Source organism: Okeania hirsuta (assembly GCF_003838195.1).
GTDB classification, from domain to species: domain Bacteria; phylum Cyanobacteriota; class Cyanobacteriia; order Cyanobacteriales; family Microcoleaceae; genus Okeania; species Okeania hirsuta.
The window spans coordinates 1-11,398 of record NZ_RCBY01000227.1 but is presented as its reverse complement, the minus strand read 5'-3'; the positions used below and the strand labels follow the sequence as shown (position 1 = coordinate 11,398).

Annotated in this window: 13 protein-coding genes and 1 pseudogene; 6 read left to right on the top strand and 8 right to left on the bottom strand. The window is 38.0% G+C overall.

What is annotated here, in order from left to right:
* Both D5R40_RS41455 and D5R40_RS42875 read right to left on the bottom strand, forming a co-directional pair.
* Positions 1-196, bottom strand: a 196-nt coding sequence (locus D5R40_RS41455; RefSeq protein ID WP_161565072.1) for a transposase, incomplete at its 3' end; no start/stop codon positions are given.
* Complete coding sequence (locus tag D5R40_RS42875) at positions 196-507, bottom strand: transposase (protein WP_375339410.1); 312 nt, start codon at positions 505-507, stop codon at positions 196-198. The genes D5R40_RS42875 and D5R40_RS41455, both read right to left, overlap by 1 nt.
* A gap of 49 nt (positions 508-556) precedes the next feature.
* Here D5R40_RS42875 and D5R40_RS36060 point away from each other — a divergent pair, with 49 nt between their 5' ends.
* From D5R40_RS36060 to D5R40_RS25905, 4 genes are all read left to right on the top strand, one after another.
* Positions 557-700, top strand: a complete 144-nt coding sequence (locus D5R40_RS36060; RefSeq protein ID WP_161564961.1) for a hypothetical protein — start codon at positions 557-559, stop codon at positions 698-700.
* Positions 701-969: 269 nt separating this feature from the next.
* Positions 970-2,772 carry an ABC transporter ATP-binding protein gene (locus D5R40_RS25915; RefSeq protein ID WP_124144946.1) on the top strand — a complete coding sequence of 601 codons (1,803 nt, stop codon included), beginning with the start codon at positions 970-972 and terminating at the stop codon, positions 2,770-2,772.
* Positions 2,773-3,256: 484 nt separating this feature from the next.
* The gene (locus D5R40_RS25910) at positions 3,257-4,786 is read left to right on the top strand and encodes a flavin monoamine oxidase family protein (RefSeq protein WP_124144947.1); all 1,530 of its coding nucleotides are present in this window, start codon (positions 3,257-3,259) and stop codon (positions 4,784-4,786) included.
* A 41-nt stretch (positions 4,787-4,827) separates the two neighbouring features.
* Positions 4,828-5,379 carry a Uma2 family endonuclease gene (locus D5R40_RS25905; protein WP_124144948.1) on the top strand — a complete coding sequence of 184 codons (552 nt, stop codon included), beginning with the start codon at positions 4,828-4,830 and terminating at the stop codon, positions 5,377-5,379.
* A 138-nt stretch (positions 5,380-5,517) separates the two neighbouring features.
* Here the strand turns inward: D5R40_RS25905 and D5R40_RS25900 are convergent, their stop codons facing one another.
* The 6 genes from D5R40_RS25900 to D5R40_RS25875 form a co-directional block, all read right to left on the bottom strand.
* Positions 5,518-6,282, bottom strand: a complete 765-nt coding sequence (locus D5R40_RS25900) for a sulfotransferase-like domain-containing protein (protein ID WP_124144949.1) — start codon at positions 6,280-6,282, stop codon at positions 5,518-5,520.
* Positions 6,283-6,350: 68 nt separating this feature from the next.
* Positions 6,351-7,439 carry a TauD/TfdA family dioxygenase gene (locus D5R40_RS25895; protein ID WP_124155439.1) on the bottom strand — a complete coding sequence of 363 codons (1,089 nt, stop codon included), beginning with the start codon at positions 7,437-7,439 and terminating at the stop codon, positions 6,351-6,353.
* A 170-nt stretch (positions 7,440-7,609) separates the two neighbouring features.
* Entirely contained in the window at positions 7,610-8,743 is a 1,134-nt protein-coding gene (locus D5R40_RS25890; protein ID WP_124144951.1) for a TauD/TfdA family dioxygenase, read from the bottom strand.
* Positions 8,740-9,483 (bottom strand): CmcI family methyltransferase, encoded by a 744-nt coding sequence (locus D5R40_RS25885; protein ID WP_124144952.1) that lies wholly within the window; start codon positions 9,481-9,483, stop codon positions 8,740-8,742. The genes D5R40_RS25890 and D5R40_RS25885 overlap by 4 nt, the downstream gene beginning before the upstream one ends.
* Positions 9,483-9,881: a class I SAM-dependent DNA methyltransferase gene (locus D5R40_RS25880; protein ID WP_240038950.1), complete on the bottom strand. Its 399-nt coding sequence runs from the start codon at positions 9,879-9,881 to the stop codon at positions 9,483-9,485. The genes D5R40_RS25885 and D5R40_RS25880 overlap by 1 nt, the downstream gene beginning before the upstream one ends.
* A complete protein-coding gene (locus D5R40_RS25875; RefSeq protein ID WP_124144954.1) occupies positions 9,881-10,114 on the bottom strand; it encodes a hypothetical protein in 234 nt (77 codons plus the stop codon). Before D5R40_RS25875 ends, D5R40_RS25880 begins: the two co-directional genes overlap by 1 nt.
* Positions 10,115-10,318: 204 nt before the next feature.
* On the opposite strand from D5R40_RS25875, the gene D5R40_RS25870 reads away from it, so the two are divergent.
* Positions 10,319-10,960, top strand: coding sequence for a helix-turn-helix domain-containing protein (locus D5R40_RS25870; RefSeq protein ID WP_124155438.1), 642 nt, complete (start codon positions 10,319-10,321; stop codon positions 10,958-10,960).
* Between the two features lie 216 nt (positions 10,961-11,176).
* Positions 11,177-11,374 (top strand): annotated as a pseudogene (locus D5R40_RS25865) (IS630 family transposase); the annotation flags it as partial.
* Between the last annotated feature and the right edge of the window lie 24 nt (positions 11,375-11,398).

Below are 11,398 nucleotides of genomic sequence, written 5' to 3'. Positions count from 1 at the left end.
GCCAAGTATTCTCATCTTTCAGGTCAAACTTATCTCCATACCAACGAGGATGTCCTGAAGTAATTTTTTGTTTTTTTTTGCTGATAAATTGACGGTAAAAAACTCGATTACTTCTGATTCTGGTCACAGTAACTAAGTTATTTTGCTTCACTTGTTCTCCAATAAAATCTCTTTGACTGTAGAAACTATCAGCCACTAAAACTGATAACTTATCTCCAGAGAAAGAACCAGTGTTAGTGGCTGATAGTTTCTACAGTCAAAGTTATTTTGCTTCACTTGTTCTCCAATAAAATCTCTTTGACTGTAGAAACTATCAGCCACTAAAACTGATAACTTATCTCCAGAGAAAGAACCAGTGTTAAAGATTTTTTCCAGTTGTTTATTACCAATGTTAGTAGCCTTTTCTGACGAGGGAACCCTTTCTCCTAATAAGGGAACAGCCCAAGGTACATTACCTGTTGCTATTCCCTCTGGTAAAGCACATATAACTGAATATGAATGGCCAATACTAATGGGTTTATTTCCTTTAATTGGATTAGGATAATGGATAAAGGTTTTGTCTGCTGAAAAAATGACTCGAAGGAATCTTATTGATGAGTTGGAGAGAGTTGTTCATTCCCTTCAAGAAAGTTATTTAGATATTTGTTTTGGTGGAGAAATTGAACCAGACCCATCCTATGATCTTCAGGATGATAAATAATGTGAGAAACGAAGATAATTCCAGATTTGATTTCTAATACAATCACCGATTAGTTAGTGTAATACTTACGCTAACCACTTTTTCTTTTTGTCCAAAGTCCAATTATCAGTTATCAGTGGGAAATTTTGTAGGGGCGGGTTTTTTCTAGAATCTCGATACATGACATTAATTTACCATTACCCGCCCCCCTTCAGTAGCAACCTTTAACCTATTATCTATAATAGGAAGTATAAAATAAGAAGAGCAACTTTACCCTATTAGCTTGAGACATGACAAAATCTAATACTATTGACAAAATTCCAACTCAGGTTAACATAGAAAAATCAGAGGAAAAAGTAGAATCCCAGAATTTATATCTGCGCCTATTTAGCTATGGTTTACCATATAAAACACCGTTTTTACTAGGCATATTATTAACAATAATTGCCTCATTTATTACTTTCTTTGTCCCCCAAATTAATCGCTATGTTATTGATGTAATTATTCCCGCAAAAGAATTCAATATGCTGCCTTGGGTAGCAGCACTTATCCTATTGATGAGTTTAGTAGGAGGTATATTATCTTTTTTGCAATTGTATGCGATAAAAATATTTGGAGAAAACACAATTAAAAGTATTCGCATAAAGCTATATCAACATCTTCAATTTTTGTCCATTAGTTATTTTGAAAATCAACGTACTGGTGAATTAATATTACGATTGGGAAGAGATGTAGAAATAGTCGGGCAATTACTGAATTCTAATTTAATCGCAATTCTAATTGATAGTTTTGCTTTTATTGTCGTTTTTATTTATTTATTAATCAGTAATTGGCTTCTAGCAATAGCGATCGCCCTGACTTGGCCTTTGATAATTTATCTTTTACAATTTACTCAGAAAAGACTCAAAAAAATATTCCAAGATACGAATCGAGCAAGAGAGATAATTAGCAATCATTTACAAGACACTATATCGAATATTACAATCATTAAATCTTTTGGTAACGAGCAGTATGAAATTGACCGATTTAGTGAATATAGTCATAATTATATGGAGAAAAACCTCCAGGCAACTCGATTTTTAGCTATATCTACACCAGTAATTAATACCCTGAATAAACTAGGTAATGTCATTGCATTAGTTTTTGCTTCTTGGGGAGTAATGGTTGGTAGTTTGACTATTGGAGAATTAACAGCTATTTTGAGTTATGTCACCCTTCTAAATAAACCAATTAGTCGGTTTAGTGGGTTAATCAGCATGATTCAAAAAGCAACAGTATCAGCTCAAAATATTTTTTCAGTTCTAGATACTAAACTGGAAGTTATTGATAAGGAAAATGCTATTGATTTAACCTCTATTCAGGGTAATATCAAATTTGAAGAAGTGGGGTTTGGTTATCAAGATAGAGAGTTAGTTATTGAGGATTTCAACTTAGATATTAAACCAGGAACTTCAGTAGCTTTAGTAGGTTCTTCCGGTGCTGGAAAAAGTACAATTGCTAAAATAGCAGCACGTTTTTATGACCCGAAAAAAGGGCGAATTTTAATTGATGAACACGACCTAAGAGATGTAAGTTTAAATTCATTGCGATCGCATATTGGCATTGTTCCTCAAGAAACATTACTGCTCTACGGTACGGTACGAGATAATATTATTTACGGTAAGTTAGATGCGACAGATGAAGAAATTGAAACAGCAGCAAAAGCGGCTAATGCTCATAACTTTATTATGAGTTTTCCTGATGGTTATAACTCTATTATTGGCGAGCAAGGAGTGAAATTATCAGGAGGACAGAGACAAAGAATAGCGATCGCCCGAGTGTTGCTAAAAAACCCTCAAATTGTCATTTTAGATGAAGCAACTTCAGCTTTAGATTCTGAGTCAGAAAAATTAATTCAAGAGTCTGTAAAGAATCTTTTTCAAGGACGTACTAGCTTGGTTATTGCTCATCGACTTTCAACTATTTGTGATGTAGATTTAATTGTAGTTCTGGAAGAAGGCAAAATTGTGGAAATGGGAAATCATGCAGAATTAATTGCTCAAGAGGGGAGATATGCTTATCTCTACGGACTACAATTATCTGAAAATAAATAAGTATTTCCTCCCGAATGCTGCGCAAACAGCGGTCAGCTATCAGCTTTATTCTCTTTAAAGGAGAAAAAAGCAATAGCTGAATGCTTACTAAAATAATCAGAGTTAAGGTTTAGAAGGAGCGCAATTATATTAATAATAATGAAACTTGATATAATACCAATTTAAAAAAAGAATGTTATCAATAATTGGGTCAGCTAAAATGCTGGAAGTCAGATTGATCTTTGAGAAAAAGAATATTGTTTGACCCTAAAAAATGATATTGAAGCTATTCCTACTGGCTACTGTACGGGCGAATGGCCATCTGGCTACTGTAGTTAGTCAATATATTCCAGGTAAAACCAAATAACTTGCCCCCTTGTTGGACTTCTAAACGTGGATGAGAGTATTGATGAAGAGCTTAATGTTACTTTTAGCACTAACTCAGGAGGGATAAACCGATGCTGCTTTTAATGATTTATTAAAATTAATTCAAGTCGAATATATAATGTACGACCAAATTTTAGACTTAGATTGTCCATTTTCTTTTGAGTGCTTGTATAGTCATCCTGGTTCTCTTATTCCCTACGACCAGAGCGGTACTCGCAAACAAGTTGCAATTATTGGCGGAGGAATTGCGGGACTTGTTAGTGCTTACGAACTAAGTCAACTCAACCATAAAGTTACTTTATTAGAAGCTGATTCTCGTTTGGGAGGAAGAATTAAAACTCATTATTTTAGGGACGGGACTTATGGAGAATTGGGTGCAATGCGAATTCCCGCAAGTCATGGTTGCACTTTACACTATATAGATAAGTTTAAGTTACCTAAAAGACCTTTTATTAATTATAATCCTGCAGCTTTTTATTATCTGAGAGGAAAGAAGACTTGTTTAGATAGTTATCAAGAGTTGTTTTCTGTTTACAATTTAACCACTGATGAAAAAAAAGATCCTGGGATAATTTACGATGAGTTATTGTCAGAATTAATCGATTCTTTTTCCGAACAGGAAAAATGGGAATTATTTGCGCCAACTTTTACCAGCGATCGAGTTAGAAAATGGGATAATTTAACAGTTACTGAATTTTTTCACAACCATCTTTCTCCCGATGCTTTTCAATTACTAGGTCATGCTACTGGAGCAATCCATTATGAAAAAGTTTCTCTATTAAATGGTTTAATTGACTTCTTTGCTTGGCATCAAGTTGAACAATATGAGTTAATTGGAGGGATGGATATTTTAATTAAGGCTTTGGCTAAAAGAATATCAGGAAAAATCGAGACTGAAGCAAAAGTAACGAATATAGCAATCACAGATAAAGGGGTTCTAGTTGACTGGAATAAGTTGGATAAGCAACAGACTGCCGAATTTGACTATATTATTTGTACTGTTCCAACTACTGCTTTAGCTCGAATTAATTTTGACCCTATTTTGCCTAGTAAACAACAGGAAGCTATTAACAATTTAGGTTATTGTAGTTCTAGTAAAACTCTATTACACTGTACTGCCCGTCCTTGGGAATTTGCAGAAAATATTTATGGCGGGGGCAGTTTTACGGACTTAAATATTGAAAAGTGTTGGTATCCTTGCGATAATGCTCAATTAGATTCAAACAACTTTTCTCAACCTCATTTTGTTGCTAAGAATAAAGATATTTCCTATCAGCCATCTGTATTAACTGCTGCTTATCGTTGGGAAGATAATTCCAGAAAGTTTGTTACTTTAGATGAGTCAACTAAAACAGATTTAACTTTAGAAGAAGTTTCCCAACTACATCCCAATATTAAACAATATACTGATGATGTTGTTCATAGTATCTGGGATGAAGATAATAATCTTGGTTCTGGTTCTTATGCCTATTTTGCCCCTGGCGATCGGGAAAAATATCAACCTTTTCTTGGTCAACCTTATCCTATAAATAATCCCCGTGTATTCTTTGCCGGGGAACATTTAGGTATTAATCATGCTTCGGTTCAAGGAGCAATTCAAACAGCCGTTTCAGCAGTAATTGATATTCTGGAAAGTTCTATATTTTGAAATTGAGATACAATTAAAGATACAGATAGGAGGTTTTCAAAATGCCTAGTTTAACAGTAAAAGATTTAGAAAAGCTACAAGTACAACATCCTGATTATAGGATGGAATTAGTCAGTGGAGAAATTATTTTTATGAGTCCTTCAGGGTTAGAATCTGAAGAAGTAACAATAGAAATTGCTGCTCAACTTCGGAATTGGGTACGTCCTCGTAAATTAGGTAGAGTATCCGGTTCTAGTGCTGGTTTTCGTTTACCTAACGCAGATGGAGATGTTCGCACTTCCGATGCTTCTTTTATCCTAGCTGAACGTTTACCTCCCACTACAGAAGGTTACGCGGAGTTAGTTCCTGACTTGATGTTTGAAGTTAAATCTAAAACGGATAGTTTAACTAAATTATGTCAGAAGATACAGGAGTTTTTGGAATTGGGAACTAAAGTTGGGGTGTTAGTCGATCCGAGAACTCGCACCATGGAAGTTTATCGCCTTAATAGAGATAAAGTTGTGCTGGGGGATGGGGATGTGCTGCAAGTGCCGGAATTGCTTCCGGGTTGGGAATTGCCTGTGGTGGAAGTTTGGGCACCTGAGTTTGATTGAGAAGACTGTTTATTCTTCTCAAGTATTACGTTAAGTTTGAATGTTTAAAAGGTATTTCATATGATCGTACTCCTTATAAACGCCAATATACTGGATTTGCTGTTGAGTAAATTGACGTTTAAGAGAAAGCAAAAGCCATTAAACTGTGGAGCGACTAAGCTTTTCATAAATCCTCTCCGCCCGCTCAACCATTTTTCTATGCTCAGGAAAAATGTTAATTTTAACTTGCGTTGGTGGCAGAATTCCACTACTATTTTCTAAAGTTTTATACCATTTTGTATGAAATTCATAGTCTCTTGACTCCCACTGCTTCAATTTACCATCGTTCCAACCCAACATTCGAGGATCGAACTCAACCCCAATGCGTTGGCAATAACTAGCCAAAATTTTATCTGGATTCTGTCGGAAGCGATTACTCTCAACTACAATTGGTTGCTGTCCAAGTTCTTGAGTCACTATTTTGTACATTTCATCCAAAGAACTAAAGCCAAACTCCTCCTCTGTAAAGTTTTCATACAGTTTATAAAGTGAAGTAATTGTTTCTTGAGGGTGGCGAATAATGAAAGTATTAATGATTGAACCAAGAAAATATTTAAACTCCTTATCAATATAGGGAAGTGCCTGAAAAGCCATGTCTTTAAAGAAGACTAGGGGAGCCACCTTTGATTTAATCTCCTCAACTGCTGATTTGATGTCGTAGTTTTGTCGATCCTGACGATTCCCAAAGCTAGTGGATCGTCGCCACTTACTAAAATAATAGATGTCGGCAAAGGGGGCATGTAGAACTACTGTATCGCAGCGTTGCATAAAAGTTTTTTCAAAGACAGTAGAGGCACATCTAGGTGCCCCCCACAATGCCACAATTTTGGGTTCATTTTTTGAGCATTCAACGATGGATTGCATTGATTTATCAGAGGTCTTAATTTTTTAAATTGTTTGAGACAATTCTGGAGTCACCGCCAAGTCAACTTCTACTCAAATCTCAGCTTGAACTTGTATTGATAAAAGTTTCTTCGTCCAACCAAATAGTTCCAGTTGACATATGCTGCCCTAAGCTGCCTAGTTCCTGAAGTCGGTTCGTAAGCTGAACGTCCGTGCATTACTCTAGAATTTTGAATGACCTGACACTCTCCTGGTTTGAGACGGAAGTTGTATTGGTAATCAGGATTTTTCAGGTAGCGATGGAAGCTAGAGTAGGCTTGATAAAACTCTTCCATTTGGTTAAATGGTAGACTGGGAAGAAAGTTTTGTTCATGATGAAAGCGGACTTCTGCGATCTCGCCATTCTGATTGAGTTCTATGATGGGGCGTTTGTGAAAGAAAATATATTGATGATTGCGCTCAATTCGCCAAAAAGGTGCTGGGACTTTTGTCAAAATCTGGAAGTAATCTGGATGATTCTGGCGAAAATCTTGAGCTATGCGAAAACTATCTACAAGTAACGACTTGCCACCCGAAGTCTCGTTTTGTACACAATAGAGAAACTTCGCTAAGGGAAAACACTCCCAGGAGCTAAACGCATTATGAGGCTCTAGAGCAGCACCAGTCAGGTACGAGCGTTTTTCTCCGGTCGGTATATCTTTTACTGTATAGAACTTTTCTCCGTCTTCATTCAGGATAATTGGACCCAAGGAGGAGATAAAAGACTCCAAATTTTCAGATGCAATGTTCTCTATGATGACAAACCCCAGCGTAAATAACTGACTCATCCAAGTTTGAGGATCGCATGAAGAGTCGTACTTCTTTTGTGGGTTAGCTGCCAGCCAAGCTTTATCCCAAAGGATAACTTCTTGGTCAAAGGTTTGGGGCTGAGGATCGTAAGCATGAGTGAGCAGCCAAGAAATAGAAAAGATGCTACGGTGAGGCGGAGTTTCATCCCACTCAATTATTAGCTTGTCATCCTGCTCCTGAATCGATAAAGGTTTTGGCGGTGAGGTGCGATCGCTAATGTCATAAATTTTTCTTAGAGATTTGGCATGGTAAGACTGAGGAGAGTTGTCACGCAACCAACTGTAGTGAAAGCGTTTCCCCTCAATGAGTACAAAATTTTCGTTTTGCATAGGTCAAAACCTCTTAGTAATTATAAATGAGTCCATCTGACAATTTGTCAGAGTTAGTAAGCGGGAGTGTCTCACCTTCTTGCGATAAAAATATCAGGAACATGGCATTAAGATAAGCACAACAGGGAGCTAAAATAGTAAGCTACCTCAAGTTCACAAAGAAACTGGGGTTATTCAGCAAAGTAAAACTCTCGTTGCTCAAAGTTTCTTCGCCCAATGAGGTAGTCCCACTCCATATATGCTGTTTTTATTTCCCTACTTCCCGATGTCGGATCGAAAGCTGTCCTCCCGTGCAGGACTCTAAAATTTTGCACGAGTAGACACTCTCCTGGTTTGAGACGGAAGCAGTATTGGTAATCAGGATTTTTCAAGTAGTTAAAGAACCTTGAGTAAGCTTCATAAAAAGATTCCATTTGCTCGAATGGTAAATTGAGAATATAGTTCTTATAGTGGAAGCGGAGTGCAGCAACCCTACCTTCGTGATCTAACTCGATGATTGGATTTTCGGGACAGAAAAAATATTTAAGCTTATCGTTATACAACCAAAACTGTACTGGAGTTTTTACTAAAGTCTGGAAGTGGTCGGGATGATCCTGGCGGAAATCATTAGCTACGCGAAAACCATCCACAACCATAGAATCACCCCCCAAGGCATTGTTTTCCACACAATATAGAAACTGTGCTACGCGATTTCCTTGCCAGAAAGTGAAATCTGTATGGGGAGGAAGACCGTGAGCTGTTGCAAACAAGTCTTTTGCTTCCGGGGTTACCTTCACTGACGAAATTTTACCGTATTCTGTGTTGCGAATCGGCCCAATGGATGATATAAAAGAATCTAAATTTTCAGGAGCTATGTTTTGTAGAATTACAAACCCGAGCTTAAATAACTGATTTATCCACAATTGAGAGTTGCACGATTGGGTGTCAGGTCGATCTGGAGAATTAGCTTCAAGCCATAGCTTATCCCAAAAGACAATCTCGTTGCTGAAACATGCAGGTTTTGGATCGTAGGCATGGCGTAATAGCCAGGAGATAGAAAAAATGCTCCGGTGAGGAGGGTTTTCATCCCAGTCAATAATTAGTTGTCCATCTCGTTCCTCGACCGACAAAGGTTTTGGGGGTAAGACACTATCGCTAATGTCATAAAGCCTCTGAAAAGAGGTCTGATGGCGAGATTTAGGACTTGGACAATGGTCGCGCAACCAAGTGTAATGGAAGCGTTTACCATCGATAATGATAAAACGTTCATTTTGCATAAACTGAATTTTACAATCGCTATTTAGTCTGTCTTGATTTGTTGTCATGCTTTTTTCAAAATAGAATTCCAATTTTTTGAAGCATTATAACCGTACATATCTTGATAGTAAGCATCGATTAAGTACTCATCTTGATGCTTCATTAACCAGCTTTTCAATTCATCAAGCTTAGACCATCCTCGCTGAATTAATTCCTGGTCTTCCCAATCAGACCATACTTCCCACATGAACTTATTGGTGTCTTCGATAATCAGGTAATCTCCAGTTTGCAGACCATTGTGATGAAAATGCTTAAGAATACCAACTAGATTATCATGAACATCCTCTATAATTAACCAAGGATGAGGCAGTGAGACAAGCAACCCTGTGGGTAAAACAGCATTAATTTCTCGACAATCACCTTCTAAAAAATGAATTCTAGAGTCTCCTTTGGCTTTTATATCAAGCTGAGAAAGGTCGTTATCAACACAGTAAACCTCACCTTTAATACAAAACTGTTCCAACTGATCGGCTAACCAAATGGCACTTCCCCCTTTGAGCGCACCCAGTTCAATAATTGTCTTTGGTTGTAACTCGTAAAGCAGCATGGGATAAGCTGCAATTTGCATGGGGTCTTTTTCCAGAAGTACCCCTTTCCAAGTCTGTAAGTAGGCATTTTCTGTCAGAGGTCTCCAAGCCGACTTAGGAATATCACATCTATCTTCTCGGTCAGATATTTTGACAAACCTTTTATTCTCCGAGGTTTCTTGCTCAGATATAGTTAATTTGTCAATACTTTGATTCTTCATTACGATCGCTCCTTTTTGAAAGCCAGAAGATACATCAACTTGGCTTCGTCATAGATAGGAAAATACTCTTCACTGACTAATGTCCACGGTAATTTATCTAAGGCTGTCTGCATTTCACGGCGATAGTCTTCCCGTATCGTCAACAAAAAAATTCCCTCCTCCTTTAAAAAGCAGAATAGATTATTTAAAACCTCAAGACCAGCATGAGCATAAGCAAAAACTCCTGCTGCAATAATAGCATCAAAAGTTACTGAATTGCTAAAAATTTGGGAATCTTCTAAATTACACTGATAGAGAACCTTGTAAACTTCTCTCTCTTTAGCGATCGCCAGCATTTTTTCTGACAAATCAACAGCAGTAATATTTGTATATCCTTGTTGGGCTAAAGCTTCACCCACTAAACCCGTTCCAGCACCAGCATCCAGAACGCGGTTTCTTTGTGAGGAAGCAGTTGGCTTAATGTTCTTGCTATATTACCAGGCATAAAAGACCAATCTTTTCTGACATCTGTATCATAAGTCTTAGCCCAACCATCATACTTATTTTTTAATTCCTCAGTGCTTTGAGTATCACAAATCCCTGATAACCAAGGTCTTGCTTCTAAAAAATCTTTGGATTGTTCTTCGCGCATCTTTAATCACTGCTCTATAAAACTGACACAAAGCGTCGCATAAAGTGACAACTCGATGTTTACTTCCTGCTTCTACTAAGGCCGTCGGCGGTTTCTCATCCACAGGCATTCACGGTCTAGCCGACCGCATTTCTTAAATTTATACTCTATCATATCAAATCCGGTAGCATCGGTATAAAAAAATTAAACCTGATAAATTAAGGGATGAATAGTAAGAGTTGGGCGATCGCCATGCCGAGATTGTTAAAGCTAGAACCACACAAAAGTATCGAAGAGTTGGAAAAACTCTACCGACAAACTCAAGACCCAATAGAACGAACTAGATGGCAAATCCTCTGGTTGATAGCTAAAGGCCACAAAGTAGAAGAAGTGGCTGAGGTTACTGGATATCGGCGTGGTTCAATTTACAGAATTGTAGGGCGCTATAACCGATTAGGTATTGATGGATTAAAAGATCGTCGCCATCAACATCAGGGGCCGGAGACCTTACTCTCAGAAATAGACCAAGCTCTTGTAGTGCTTGCCATAGGAAAGCTTGGTCTATTTCTGAGAGTAAGGTCTCCGGCCCCTGATATTGATGGATTAAAAGATCGTCGCCATCAACATCAGGGGCCGGAGACCTTACTCTCAGAAATAGACCAAGCTCTTGTAGTGCTTGCCATAGGAAAGCTTGGTCTATTTCTGAGAGTAAGGTCTCCGGCCCCTGATATTGATGGATTAAAAGATCGTCGCCATCAACATCAGGGGCCGGAGACCTTACTCTCAGAAATAGACCAAGCTTTCCTATGGCAAGCACTACAAGAGCCACCGGTAGATGGAGGTTTATCATTTTCTTTGTGGGTTTAATACCCCACCGTCAACGGTCGTGTTCACGCATTACTTGGGGGAGCGAATCCCCATGTAATTTTCCTCCTGTCTCCAGTATAGCTGTCTCCTTCTTCAAGGAATGGACCCAAAGTAGCTCAGTGGATGAGCGAGCATCTGGAACGTCCTATTCATCCTCAAAGAGGGTGGTAAATACTCTAAGTGCAAGCCCAAAGGAATCTTTAACTCAGAACTTGTATGCCATCCAGCTCGCCTGAATTACAACCAGCAGAAAGGTTATGGCCTCTAATTAATGAACCGATCGCAAATCGTTCATTTACCAGCCTCGAAGAGTTAGAAGAAATTCTGTTTGAGCGTTGTCAAGTTCTTTTAACACAGCAATTTGCAATCAAGGCTATAACCCAGTACCATTGGTGGCCGAAAATTCAGGTTTAATTACTCCGATGCTACCGGATTTGA

What these genes read in the sequence shown, in the direction of transcription:
- D5R40_RS25870 (WP_124155438.1), top strand. Translation starts at nt 10,319, where the DNA reads ATGAATAGTAAGAGTTGGGCGATCGCCATGCCGAGATTGTTAAAGCTA.
- D5R40_RS25900 (WP_124144949.1), bottom strand. Translation starts at nt 6,282, where the DNA reads ATGCAATCCATCGTTGAATGCTCAAAAAATGAACCCAAAATTGTGGCA.
- D5R40_RS25885 (WP_124144952.1), bottom strand. Translation starts at nt 9,483, where the DNA reads ATGAAGAATCAAAGTATTGACAAATTAACTATATCTGAGCAAGAAACC.
- D5R40_RS25890 (WP_124144951.1), bottom strand. Translation starts at nt 8,743, where the DNA reads ATGACAACAAATCAAGACAGACTAAATAGCGATTGTAAAATTCAGTTT.
- D5R40_RS25915 (WP_124144946.1), top strand. Translation starts at nt 970, where the DNA reads ATGACAAAATCTAATACTATTGACAAAATTCCAACTCAGGTTAACATA.
- D5R40_RS25905 (WP_124144948.1), top strand. Translation starts at nt 4,828, where the DNA reads ATGCCTAGTTTAACAGTAAAAGATTTAGAAAAGCTACAAGTACAACAT.
- D5R40_RS25910 (WP_124144947.1), top strand. Translation starts at nt 3,257, where the DNA reads ATGTACGACCAAATTTTAGACTTAGATTGTCCATTTTCTTTTGAGTGC.
- D5R40_RS25875 (WP_124144954.1), bottom strand. Translation starts at nt 10,114, where the DNA reads ATGCGCGAAGAACAATCCAAAGATTTTTTAGAAGCAAGACCTTGGTTA.
- D5R40_RS25895 (WP_124155439.1), bottom strand. Translation starts at nt 7,439, where the DNA reads ATGCAAAACGAAAATTTTGTACTCATTGAGGGGAAACGCTTTCACTAC.